At 53.5% G+C, this 12,848-nt stretch carries 7 protein-coding genes; 3 read left to right on the forward strand and 4 right to left on the reverse strand.

The annotated features are described in order from the left end of the window. Together INT19_RS07555 and INT19_RS07560 are read left to right on the forward strand one after the other, a co-directional pair. Positions 1 to 3,962: ExeM/NucH family extracellular endonuclease (locus tag INT19_RS07555; protein ID WP_226924527.1), on the forward strand; the 3,962-nt coding region annotated here is incomplete at its 5' end. Between the two features lie 158 nt (positions 3,963 to 4,120). Beyond that, a complete protein-coding gene (locus INT19_RS07560) occupies positions 4,121 to 5,557 on the forward strand; it encodes a phosphomannomutase (RefSeq protein ID WP_226924529.1) in 1,437 nt (478 codons plus the stop codon). A 105-nt stretch (positions 5,558 to 5,662) separates the two neighbouring features. Here INT19_RS07560 and glyA read toward each other — a convergent pair whose 3' ends face one another. The 4 genes from glyA to INT19_RS07580 all read right to left on the reverse strand — a co-directional run bounded on the left by glyA (position 5,663) and on the right by INT19_RS07580 (position 11,936). Continuing rightward, the gene (gene glyA, locus INT19_RS07565; protein ID WP_089037385.1) at positions 5,663 to 6,928 is read right to left on the reverse strand and encodes a serine hydroxymethyltransferase; all 1,266 of its coding nucleotides are present in this window, start codon (positions 6,926 to 6,928) and stop codon (positions 5,663 to 5,665) included. Between the two features lie 156 nt (positions 6,929 to 7,084). Next, entirely contained in the window at positions 7,085 to 8,476 is a 1,392-nt protein-coding gene (locus INT19_RS07570; RefSeq protein WP_193060330.1) for a hypothetical protein, read from the reverse strand. Positions 8,477 to 8,527: 51 nt separating this feature from the next. Beyond that, the gene (locus INT19_RS07575) at positions 8,528 to 11,092 is read right to left on the reverse strand and encodes an ABC transporter permease (protein ID WP_193060331.1); all 2,565 of its coding nucleotides are present in this window, start codon (positions 11,090 to 11,092) and stop codon (positions 8,528 to 8,530) included. Next, positions 11,085 to 11,936, reverse strand: a complete 852-nt coding sequence (locus INT19_RS07580) for an ABC transporter ATP-binding protein (RefSeq protein ID WP_226912702.1) — start codon at positions 11,934 to 11,936, stop codon at positions 11,085 to 11,087. The genes INT19_RS07575 and INT19_RS07580 overlap by 8 nt, the downstream gene beginning before the upstream one ends. On the opposite strand from INT19_RS07580, the gene INT19_RS07585 reads away from it, so the two are divergent. After that, the gene (locus INT19_RS07585) at positions 11,935 to 12,606 is read left to right on the forward strand and encodes an arylesterase (RefSeq protein WP_193060332.1); all 672 of its coding nucleotides are present in this window, start codon (positions 11,935 to 11,937) and stop codon (positions 12,604 to 12,606) included. The genes INT19_RS07580 and INT19_RS07585 overlap by 2 nt on opposite strands. Positions 12,607 to 12,848: the final 242 nt, after the last annotated feature.

A 12,848-nucleotide genomic window follows, 5' to 3' on the forward strand; every position in this document is an offset into this window, starting at 1 on the left:
CAGCAGAACCTGAAGAGCCAGCAGAACCTGAAGAGCCAGCAGAACCTGAAGAGCCCAGTCAGCCTGAGCCAAGCAACCCAAACTTCAACCTGGGAGAGCGCTACCACACGGGCACTTCTGACGCTTCAGCAGCGATTGCCGTGGGTGAGGGTCTAATGCTGGTGGCGGATGACGAAGATCAAGTGTTACGCCTCTATGAGCGCGACACTGATGGTGCCCCTCTGGCGGAAATTAACCTGAATACTGCCCTGGGCTTGAATGACACCCAGGAGGTGGACTTGGAAGCGGTGGCGACTTATCAAGGCACCCACTACTGGCTAGGCTCCCACGAGAGCAGCCAGCGCTCGATGATCTTCGCCACTCAAGTGACCGGTGATAATGCTGAGAATTTGAGCATTGAGGTGACGGGCCAGTTTACCGATTTAGCCAGCCAGCTTAGCGACTGGGATGCCAAAAATGGCCATGGGCTCGGTGAAAATGCGCTGAGCCTCTCGTTAGGGGTTAATATTGAAGGCGCTGTGTTTATCGGTGATTCCCTTCACCTTGGCCTCCGCTCGCCGTTGGATGATGGCTTCGCACAATTAGTGCCCGTTGAAAATGTGATTGACCTCGTTTCTGGTGAGGCTAACGAAGCTTCTTTTGGCGATCCCCTTCGTTTAGACCTGGATGGCCGCGCGGTGCGTTCTATTGAACCTGCTGGCGATGAAGGCTACCTGATACTAGCGGGCCCGGTTAATGATGATGACGACGTTGGTTTTGGTCTTTATCTATGGGATAGCGATTATGCCGTTCGTGAAATAGACGGCCCGGATCTCAATACCCTACCGGACGCACTAACGGCGAAGCCGGAATCACTTTTCGATGTTTCCATCACCGAGTCGGGCGTTACTGCGAGCGTGCTGTTTGATAGCGGTACGGTGGATTGGTTAGAGGATGGTCAAGAGTCTAAGGATCTGCCCGCCGAACAGCAGCGCTTTGTGAGCACAGGCATTGAATTCAACCTGCCTGATTTCGCACCTCAACCCGGTGACATTGCGATTACTGCGCTCAGTGGTAGCGAAAAATCCTTCCAGTTCGTCGCATTGAAAGGTATCAGCGGAGGTGCGGAAATTACCTTTACTGACTCAGGCTGGGCAGGCGATGGCTTCCGCGCCAGCGAAGGCGCCGTTAAGTGGACGGCGCCTGAAGGCGGCGTACCGGCAGGCACGGTTGTTACTTATACCGCAGACTCTTCGCAGTTCACGCCTGCTAATAGCAGCAACGTAGGTAATAACGGGTTCAACCTTTCGGTCGGCGGTGACCAAGTACTTGTTTTCGTCGGCGAGGCAAGCGACCCAACGTTTATCTACGCAGCCCAAACAAACAGCGATGCGTGGCAAGACACTGCAGACTCCTCTAATAACTCTTCCCTGCCGCCTGGCCTTGAAGAGGGTATCACCGCGGTTGCCATTGGCAGCGTACGCAATGCCGCCTTTACCGGCAATGGCTTCGGCACGGCGGAGGAGCTATTAAGCGCCATTGGTAACCCAGAGAACTGGTCATTTGAGTACGCTGAACTACCCACCAATGCCACCACTGACTTTCATGTAGGCACGATGAAAGCTCCTTATGTACCGGGCGAGCTCGATATTGGTTTAGCCATCACTGAGATATGGTCGGGCCAAAGCGGCTTTGACGTCACCGCCGATTGGTTTGAAGTAACCAACCGCTCGTCTGAAGCGCTTGATTTCAGCGATATGCCGCTTTACTACGATGATGACAGCGCCGATCCCGTAGATGCGATTGAAATTAAGGGGCTAAGCTCGCTAGCTCCTGGGGAATCAGCGATTGTCATGGTCGATGGCGACGCCCAGTCAGTCGCGGAATTCCGTTCAGCGTGGAGCAACCTGGATAATATCGATGCCTTAAAAATCGGTTATGCCGAGAATGCTTCTGGCCTGGGTGGTGGTGGCGATGCGGTAACGCTGTGGCAAGGTGACCCACGTGTTAATGGCAACCAAGTGGCAATGGAAGCCTACCCAGATACCGACGGGTTTGACGCCGCTTCTTGGGATGTGGATTTAGGCAAATTCACCACCACTGATACCGAGGGAGCAATTAGCTCTGACGCACTAGGCGGTGATGCTAGTGATGTAGCCGCCGTAGCGTCTCCGGGCCTTGCTAATGAACCCCAGGTAGATATCACGCTGATTTCTGCCGTACAGGGTAACTCGAACACCAGCACTTTAGCGGGTGAGAACGTTACCCTTGAAGCCATCGTCACCATGGTAGCGCCTGGCTTGGATGGCTTCTTCCTGCAAGAGGAAGATAACGATAACGACAATAATGCCGAGACGTCAGAAGGTATTTTTGTGTACGCAGGTAGCGGTAGTAGCGATTGGCTGGAACAACTCACTGCCGGCGATCAAATTCGTATTAGCGGTGAGGTCTCAGAGTATTTCGATAAAACGCAGTTAACCGCCGAGCGCGGCAGCCTTGAGGTACTGGCAAACGATATTCCTCTGCCTGAAAGCCAGCGAATCGTTATGCCGTTTACCGACAAACAAGGTCTGGAAGCCTTTGAAGGTATGCGAGTCGCCATAGAAGCACTGGACGGTGAGCCATTGGTGGTCACCGAACTTTACGAGCTTGGCCGTTACGGCGAAGTCACGCTTTCGTCCGGTGGCCGTTTAGAGCAGTTCACTGAAGTCAACGAGCCTGATGTAGAAGGCTATAACGCGTGGCTTGAAGATGCAGAGTCGCGCACCATCAAAATCGATGACGCGAACTCGACACAAAACGCTGATCCAATTATTTATGGTCGTAACGGTGAGGAGCTTTCTGGCACTAACCCGCTGCGCGGTGGCGACGAGCTTCAGACACTCGAAGGCGTGCTTGATTACAACTTCGAAGAGTGGAAAGTTCAAAACGTCGAAGGTCTGGACTTTACCGGCGCGGAGCGTCCGGCGACACCTGATACGGATGCCCTGGGTGAGGCCGATATTACGGCGGCCTCTTTCAATGTATTGAACTACTTCACGACGCTGAATGAAAACGGCAATAAAACAGAGACCTTAAATGGCACCCTGCATAATCCTCGCGGGGCCAATAATGCCGAAGAGTTTGCCCGCCAGGAAGCCAAAATCGTTGAGGCGATTAATACCAGCGGTGCCGATGTGGTGGGGCTGATGGAAATCGAGAATAACGGCTATGGTGACGATAGCGCCATCGCAGCGTTGGTTGATGCACTGAATGCAGATGTGCAGGATAAAAACATTCAGGATGTCACTTGGGCTTACAGCGTCCCCGAAGATGAGAATGGCAACACCACTAGCCCTGGGGATGACGCCATTGCCGTTGGGGTCATCTACAACAGTCAGGCGGTGACACCTACGGGCGCTGCAGTCACTAAAACCGATGGGGCTTTCGCCACTGCAAACCGCGCACCAGTGATGCAAACCTTCGAAGATAATAAAGGTGAAACCTTTTCGGTGGTGGTTAATCACTTCAAATCCAAAGGCAGTGTCGTCAATGGTGAAGACGCTATCGGCGACGGACAGGCCAACAACAACCCCACACGGGTCGAGGCCGCGGAGGAATTGCTTGAATGGCTATCCACCCAGCCCACCGGTAGCAATGACAGCGATGTGCTGATTCTCGGCGACTTGAATGCTTATGCCATGGAAGACCCCATCACAACCCTGAAAAATGCTGGCTATGACCTGCTTGATGATGATTACAGCTACGTCTTTGATGGTTTCTGGGGTTCATTGGACCATGCGTTAGCCAGTGAAACGCTCGCAACACAGGTCACGGGCACCACGACCTGGCACATTAATGCGGATGAGGCATCTGCTTTGGACTACAACACCGACTTCACCAGCGACCGTCAGGATGACAACCTATACGCCGATGATGCGTTCCGTAGCTCAGACCATGACCCTATCTTAGTAGGTCTGAATTTAGGCCTCGCTGAAGCTTAATAAAAAGGACTGACATTTGCTGATGGCCTCCGCTTGCGGGGGCCTTTTTTGTCTTGGCAACTTGCTATTACAACTGCCCACTTCAATAGCCAAAGCACCCCGTAGCGCTTCACGCCTAGGGTGTTAAACTCATGGCAGGCACTTTCTCCAGGAGATACATGTTGAGCTCAGTACGTTCCACGACCGCGATTATTGATGACAGCGGCATTGCTTTTGGTACCAGCGGCGCGCGAGGGCTGGTTGAACAGTTTACCGATGAAGTATGTGCGGCCTTTACCGTGGCGTTTATTAGCGCCATGCGCACATCCTTTCCAGTGGAGCGCATTGCGTTAGGCATGGATCGCCGCCCCAGCAGCCCCGCGATGGCAGCCGCCTGCACTAGCGCTGCCCATGCGCTGGGAGTGGAGGTGGATGACTATGGCGTATTGCCAACGCCCGCGCTGGCGCTAAAAGCGATGGCGGATGGCATACCCTGCATTATGATTACCGGCAGTCATATCCCGTTTGACCGGAACGGCATCAAGTTTTATCGCCCCGATGGCGAGATCACCAAAGCTGATGAAATTGCCATTCTTAATGCCGAGGCAGCAATACCTCCCCTCGCTGCATCAGCGCGCGGCGAGGTCTCTGAAGCAGCAAACAAGGCATACTCCCGACGCTTCACAGCATGGTTTCCAGGTGAACCATTGAAAGGTTGGCGGGTAGGCTTATACCAGCACTCCGCTGCAGGCCGTGATTTAAGCGCGCATATTTTGAGCGAGTTAGGTGCGGATGTGGTGGTGTTGGGCCGCAGCGAGGCCTTCGTTCCCGTAGATACCGAAGCCGTTAGCGACGAGGATCAGGCTCAAGGTCGTGCCTGGGCAAGCCAGCACCAGTTACAAGCCCTGTTGTCTACTGATGGTGACGGTGATCGCCCATTGCTGGGGGATGAAACGGGGACATGGCAGCGTGGTGATATCGTCGGGTTACTCTGCGCCCAGGCATTGGGAATCGAAGCCCTGGCCGTGCCGGTAAGCTGCAATACGGCAATAGAAGCCTGCGGTGCCTTCCAGCTAGTTGAGCGCACGCGTATCGGTTCACCGTATGTATTGGACAGTATGGCTGAACTCAATAAGCGGTTTGCGCGAGTGGCTGGGTTTGAGGCCAACGGCGGCTTTCTATTGGGAAGCAGTCTGGAAAGCGATGGCCGTCAGTTAGCCGCACTACCCACCCGTGATGCGCTACTACCTGCTTTTACGTTAATGGTGATGGCCGCCCAGCGTGGGGTTAACCTTTCGCAGTTAATCGCTGATTTACCTGCTCGCTATACGGCAAGCGATAGACTCAAAGATTTCGCCACAGAGAAAAGCCATGCGTTGCTGGCCGAGTGGCAAACCTCGCCTGAGCTGATGCAGCAAACGTTAGGGCTTCAGTCTCGCATTTCAGCGGTGAATAGTATCGATGGCCTAAGAGCCACGCTTGAAAATGGCGATATTGTGCATCTTCGCCCCTCTGGCAATGCGCCGGAGCTGCGCTGCTATAACGAATCAGCTTCGCAAGCAGACGCAGCGGCACTGGTAAAACAGAGCTTGGCCGCTCTCGAAAAGCTGAACTAAGGACCTTATTCTTAAAAAGAACGGAGCATTAACAAAGAACGGGCGACCCGAATGGGCCGCCCGTTCTTTGGGCTATCCTTAGCCAAGGAGCATTGTTACAAGCGCTTATTTATAAACCGGAAGCCGCGCACAAACCTCGGCCACTTTATCCAGCACTTGGGCTTCGATTGAACTGGTGTCCTCACCTTTAGCAAGTACATCTAAGATGTCACAAATCCAACCGGCCAATGTACTACACTCTTGCTCACTGAACCCGCGCGTGGTCACCGCCGGGGTGCCAATACGCAAACCAGAGGTCACGAATGGGCTTTGCGGATCGTTAGGCACCGCATTTTTGTTCACAGTAATGTGAGCGCGGCCCAGGGCGGCGTCTGCATCTTTACCAGTCACACCCTGCTTGATCAAAGACAGCAGGAACAGGTGATCTTCGGTACCACCAGAAACGATATCGTAACCGCGATCGATAAACACCTTGGCCATCGCCTGGGCGTTTTTGACCACCTGCTGCTGGTAAGCTTTGAATTCAGGCGCCATGGCTTCTTTGAAGCAGATCGCCTTGGCAGCAATAACATGCATCAACGGGCCGCCCTGACCACCAGGGAAGACAGCTGACTGCAGCTTTTTCTCGATATCCGCATCGTTTTCAGCGGAGAGAATAACGCCGCTGCGTGGGCCACGCAGGGTTTTGTGCGTGGTAGATGTGACGACGTGAGCATGGGGCAGCGGGCTTGGGTAAATGCCTGCAGCAACCAAGCCAGAGACGTGCGCCATATCAACCAACAAGTAGGCACCTACTTCATCAGCGATCTCACGGAACTTAGCCCAATCGACAATTTGCGAGTAGGCAGAGAAACCAGCAATGATCATTTTGGGCTTGTGCTCGCGAGCAAGCTGAGCCACCTGATCGTAATCAATCAAGCCCTGTTCGTTCAGCCCATACTGGATAGCATTGTAGTGCTTGCCAGAGAAGTTAGGCTTGGCACCATGGGTTAAGTGACCACCGGCATCCAGGCTCATCCCCAAGATGGTGTCACCCGGCGTTACCAGCGCTTGGAAAACCGCGCTGTTGGCCTGTGAACCAGAGTGAGGCTGAACATTCACGTAGGTCGCGCCGAACAGCTGTTTGGCGTAGTCGATCGCAAGATTTTCAGCGATATCAACAAATTCACAGCCGCCGTAGTAGCGCTTACCTGGATAGCCTTCGGCGTATTTATTGGTCAGCTGGCTGCCTTGCGCTTCCAGTACGCGGGGGCTGGCGTAGTTTTCAGAAGCAATCAATTCAATGTGAGCTTCCTGGCGTGCAACTTCTTTTTGCATCGCGTCAAATAGCACATCATCGAATCCGGCAATTGTCATATCGCGGCTGAACATCGGCGGGAACCTCGTTACAAAAGGATCATCATGGGGAAACTAGGCCGCTATCATAACGCAGCCTGACGCGACTTTCATCGCATCCGCGTCAGGTCGTGCATGAGCGTATTTCATGTTGCAGTCGTCATCAAAAAACTGACTAACTGGTCAACCGCGCTACTTTAGCTCATAGGTGAACGTAAACCGCTCAGTACTCGCCATCGGGTTCATCATGAATTGGTTAAAAGTAAACGGATTGGGCAATGCGACATTGACCGTTAAGGCTTGGGAATGGCCAGCCATAATGTCGACCATCCCGGTCATTAATTTGGTTATTTGCGAGCCTAACATAGGCTCAAGCTGACGAGCCTGCCCCACCGCCATAGAGATTGCTTGCGCTTCGGTAATATTCTCGTGCGCGGCGATCTCGGTAGTTAATCGCGGCAGCAACCCTTCATCGGTATAAGCCACAACGACCTCACCACCATGCAACGTGGCTGATTCAAACAACGCAGGGTTTTGCATTGCCTGCTCAATGGAAACGCTTTTTGGCAAACTGATCGGCAAATCAAGGCTGTATTCAATTCCTGCAGCACTACTCAAGCGCACATAGCCATCAGCGATCAAGCGGTCGGTTTCCCCCCCTTCCTCCCAGCGGGAATGACTGCGCCCTTCAGCCTGTAACTGACCACTTCCCCCTGTGAGTATTTTGTTGAAGGTTTCGAACTCTTGTCGTTGCTCGAGTGGCAATAAAGGCAGCAGTCCCCCAATATCAAAAAATGCGCCTTCGAAGCCTGCATCGCCCACATAGGAATTGCCTTCTACCCAGGCGCTATCCAACGCTACGCGCCAACCATCTCCGGACAGATCCATGCCATTCAACGCGGCATGTTCCACGCTCTCTTCCCCAGGCGTATCAATTCCGGTTAGCTGCTCAATGCGCAAATTAGCGAGCGCAAGAACCGAACTAATCCCACTTTCCAAGTCATTAAAATCGGCACTGACGCCCTGCATATCGAACAAGCCAATAGCGCTACTGCTGACCTCTTCAAGCGTCAGCGTTTCAATGTGCAACTGCCCCTCAAGCGGGGGAGAGTCTAGCTCACTAAAAAACTCATCCGCTGCCTCACCCTGTAGGTTTAGCGTGATGTCACGCGCATTCAGCGCCTTCCATACCATGCCTGGCGCACTCATTTCATCAATCGACGGCACGGCTTGCACTGCGTTAGGCAGTTCAATGGAGGCGACGCTGAAAAAAGGCAGCGAGCTGCCAGCCTCGCTAACGGCCATACCATCAATAACTACGTTATCAGGACGATGATAGTCGCCTTCAACGAGATAGCGTTCGATAGTAAACACGTCGCCATTGGCATAAGTGATAGCAATGTCTTCAGCAATAACAGCCTCAGACTGCTCATACACTTGGGCAACTGTGAATGCGCTCGCTTCATTGCCAAGCCGCTCGCGAAGCTCCGCTTCAAGTTGCTGAGGCGACGCATTCACCGCACCGGAAAGTAGCAGCAACGAAACCCCAGCCGTCAGCTGGCGATGACCTAAAGACACGGGCATGTCATGACCTCCTTGTGAGAAGCGCTAAGCATAGCACTTGGCAACGTGCTGTTAAGCTTCTCCAAGCAACCCCAAACTCGCCGCAGGCGCTTGACGCCGCAGGCTATAAGAAAGGGCATGTCCGATAATGCCAATCAGTAATGCGCCCCCTAAGGGCAGAACTAACCATAAGCTCACATGTAGGCGCGGTGTTAAATCAAGCCAATAGAGATAAAGCGCGGCAGTGGCAAACTCTGCAAGGAAGGCCCCCATCAAACCGCTGGCAAAACCGAGCAGCGCATATTCAGCACCTTGTACCCGTGAAATCATTCGGTTACCTGCACCAAATACACGCAGCAAGCCGCTCTCATGGGCGCGTACCGGCCGGCTAGCCGTCAGTGCTGCATAAAGCACACTAACGCCAGCCATCAGAACCAGAATAAGCACTAGCTCCACTGCTCGGGTGACCTGGGTAAGCACCTCGCGCACTTGGCCTAAGATGGCATCCACGTTGAGCAGTGAGACACCTGGAAAATCATTGACTAATTGTCGGATTAAGCTCTGTTCTTGCTCTGGCAAGTGAAACGCGGTGATAAAACTATGGCCAAACGATTCAAGCACGCCCGGTGGAAAAATAACGAAGAAATTTGGGTTAAAGCTATCCCAGTTAAGGCTGCGCAGGCTCTCAATACGGGTAGTGATGGTATCACCGCCGACGGAGAACGTTAGCTCGTCGCCTAACCCAAGGCCAAGGCGCTCTGCTAGTCCATCTTCCACCGAGATGGGCACAACGTTAGCAGCTTCCTGAGGCGTGGCCTCCACCTCACTCATCCACCCCTGTGGCTCACGCGGTTGTGAAAACCACTCTCCGGCGACGACCTGATTACCTTCGGGCAGCTCTGATTGCCAGGTAAGATTCAGTTCACGGCGCAGCGAGTTATCACCTCTGGCATCAGGCGGAACGGCTTCTATCGGCGGCTGACCGTTAATAGCACTGATTCTTCCGCGCACCATTGGGTACAGCGTGCTTTGGGTCTCCACCCGCGGAGCAACCGCCTCTTCGAAGGCATCTCGCTCACTGGGCTGAATATTGATAGCAAAGTAGTTAGGGGTATTCGCCGGCAACTGATCTTGCCAGGTGGACAATAAATCCCCCCGCACCAGTACGATCATCGCCATCGCAAAAAACGTGACCGAAAACGCCAGCAGTTGCCCAAGCCCTGCCTGCTTTCGGCGGGCCAGCTGCCTGCCGCCCAACCGAAACGCTTGGCCCCACTCACTTCCACCGGAAAGCCGTTGAACAGCTTTCAACAGGCCGTTTAGCAACAGCGTGCTAGCCATCCATAGAAGCCCTAACAGGGCCGCACCGCCAATGAGTAAAGCCAGTGCAAGCGAAAAACTGCCTGAGTAAAGCCACAACAGGCCACCAAACACTAGACTCGCCACTCCCACTACTAACCAAGCAGACGGTGGTAGTGGGTCAAGCTCACGACGCAACACTTTCAGCGCACTAACACGCTTAATGCGTAACAGTGTGGGGCCAGCAAAACCAACCAGTACCGCAAGTGCAGTAAAAATGCCCAGCCAGAGCGGCATAATGCCGGGGGGTGGTAAAGTCATAGGCAGAAAACTTGTTAACAGCCACAGCAGCACAGCCTGACCAATAAGCCCTAACAGCGCTCCAATAATTGCGGCCATCAGTGCGAGTCCCATTAGTTGCAGGGTAAAAATAGTCACCAGTTGATATTGACTAGCGCCGAAGCAGCGCAGCAACGCCGCGGTGTCTAGATGGCGTTCAACGTAACGACGAGTCGACATAGCCACCGCGACGCCCGCTAATAATACCGCCGCCAATCCGGCAAGCCCAAGATAACTCTCAGCGCGTTGAAGCGCGTTGCCTAACTGAGGACGGTCAACACGTACATCACGTACGTCTACCCCATTACGTTTTAGTTCGGCCAGCAAGCCCTGTACTTGCTCCAGTGCTGTAGGAGGCCCAGCAGCAAGCAGTTCAAACTCGAGCCGTGACCCTAACTGCACCAATCCTGTTGCTTCCAAGTCGGCGGTATTGAGCATTAAACGAGGATTGAAATTACTAAAACCAGCCGACTGATCCGCCTCGCGCTCGATAATCCCACTAACAAGAAGTTCTGTTTGGCCTACTTGAACACGGTCGCCTATCGCAATGTCAATCAGTTGCGCTAACCGCGGGTCTGCCCAGGCTTCCCCAGGCAGCGGACCTGATGCAATCTGCTCAACCCCGTTGCCACGATCCACATGGGAAACGCCATAGTGAGGATAGACTTCATCCACCGCTTTCAAGCTAGCTGGCTGGAAGCGCTCACCACGACTAATCATTGACACCAGATCAACCTGATCACTCAGCGTAAAACCCGCTTGCTCTAGCGTGGTGCGTAGCTCCTCAGAGAATGGCTCGCGCTGCTCAAGAACTAAGTCGCCACCCAGCATCTGACCTGCTTGGCGCTCTAACCCACGTTCCAGGCGATCTAAAAAAAAGGCGATCATGGTAGAAGCGGCAACTGCCAACACCAGCGCGACAAACAGCGCGCGAACATCAGCGGCACGTAGGTCACGCTTCAAACTACGTGCCGCAAGCCGCCAGTTTATATCACTCATCGCCACCCCCGCTGGCAGCAGCGGTTGGCTCGAACGGCATCAACTGCCCGTTAGCCAGGCGCAAACACCGGTCGCAGCGGCGGGCAAGTGCGTGGTCGTGGGTCACTAAAATTAGCGTCGTGCCCGCTTCACGGTTCAGCGTGAAAAGCAGGTCAATAATCTGTGCGCCCGTATCGGGATCAAGGTTACCTGTTGGTTCGTCGGCAAAGACTAGCTCAGGGTCGGTAACGAATGCGCGAGCAATGGCAACGCGCTGCTGCTCGCCTCCCGAAAGCTGTTTAGGCAGATGCTCTGTGCGCTCACCCAGTCCGACTCGCTCAAGCCATTGAGCCGCTGCCTGAGTTTCTCCCGCTCTGGGAGACAACTCCAACGGCAGTAGCACATTTTCTAATGCACTTAACGTCGGTAGTAGCTGAAAGTTTTGGAATACAAAACCGACTCTTCCGGCACGCAACGCTGCACGCCCATCTTCATCCATTCGGCTCAGCGGCTGGCCAAATAGCGTGAGCTCACCATCACTGGGCGTATCCAACCCAGCCAATAACCCTAGCAGGGTCGACTTACCAGCACCGCTTTTACCAAGAATGGCAACACTTTCTCCCGCGGCCACGCTGAGCGAAAGGTCGTGTAAGATAGTTAGCGAACGCTCTCCGCTCCTCACCTGTTTAGATAGTTTCTCAGCATGCAGGACTGGCTGGTGAGCTTGCTTGTGAGGAACATTACTAGCGGTGATGGTGTCGGTGGTGGGCTGATGCGAAGAGGCAGCATCGGTTGGCAAATTAGCGGTTGGGTCCAAGTGGGCTTTTGGATCCAAATTGGCTTGTGGATCAGAGGAGTAAGACATGAAGCATGGCATCCCTATAGCGAGGCAAAGACTGAACCGCATGGTAACCGGAGGGTTGCTGGCACTGATAGTCATCTTTAGCGCACCAGCACTCAGCGCCGACCAACGCCCAACACTTTTAGTCATGGGCGATAGTCTTAGTGCCGCCTATGGTATAGAGCAAGAAATGGGTTGGGTAACGTTATTGGCTGAGCGGCTAGATAGTGAAGCCCAGGTTATCAATGTCAGTATCAGCGGTGAAACGACGTCCGGTGGTGCACAACGATTAGCTAACATTATCGGACAACGACAGCCTGATATCGTTCTGTTAGAGCTTGGCGGCAACGATGGATTACGCGGCCTTCCGCCTGCTCAAATGCGTTCTAATCTAGCTGGCATGATTGAACAAAGCCAACAGGCAGGTGCTGACGTACTGCTTCTCGGCATTGATATTCCGCCCAACTATGGCCAAGCCTACCGTGATGCCTTTACCGGTGTTTTTCATTCGTTAGCTGATGAGTATGACGTACCTCTCGTGCCCTTCTTGTTGGAAGACGTAGCGCTTAACGAGCAACTGATGCAAGATGACGGCATTCACCCCACCGCAGCAGCTCAACCCATTATTTTAGACAACGTTTGGCCAGCACTTGAACCTCTGCTCGATAGCGTGTTTCAAGCATCCGCCAAATGAGACAACGACAGTTCCTTTTTATCGTTTAACGCTAGCGCTTCTAAGCCACTAATCTTAAAGAGGCTCTGAGAAAAACCCTAACATCAGCGATAATGCGGCCATTGTCTTGCATAGATTTCAGTACTGTCATGGATCAGATCACCTTCTCCGAAGCTGAGTACCAGAACAAAAAGCGAAAGGCTCGTTATCGTGGGCTGGCCAAAAACACTCGGTACCTGCACTTGCTAGCAGCGTCGTTCAAC

It is taken from the genome of Halomonas sp. 3A7M, from assembly GCF_014897875.1.
GTDB lineage: Bacteria > Pseudomonadota > Gammaproteobacteria > Pseudomonadales > Halomonadaceae > Vreelandella.

Coding starts and splice junctions, on each gene's coding strand:
- INT19_RS07580 (WP_226912702.1), bottom strand. CDS start 11,936: ATGTCTTACTCCTCTGATCCACAAGCCAATTTGGATCCAAAAGCCCAC.
- glyA (WP_089037385.1), bottom strand. CDS start 6,928: ATGTTCAGCCGCGATATGACAATTGCCGGATTCGATGATGTGCTATTT.
- INT19_RS07575 (WP_193060331.1), bottom strand. CDS start 11,092: ATGAGTGATATAAACTGGCGGCTTGCGGCACGTAGTTTGAAGCGTGAC.
- INT19_RS07585 (WP_193060332.1), top strand. CDS start 11,935: ATGAAGCATGGCATCCCTATAGCGAGGCAAAGACTGAACCGCATGGTA.
- INT19_RS07570 (WP_193060330.1), bottom strand. CDS start 8,476: ATGCCCGTGTCTTTAGGTCATCGCCAGCTGACGGCTGGGGTTTCGTTG.
- INT19_RS07560 (WP_226924529.1), top strand. CDS start 4,121: ATGTTGAGCTCAGTACGTTCCACGACCGCGATTATTGATGACAGCGGC.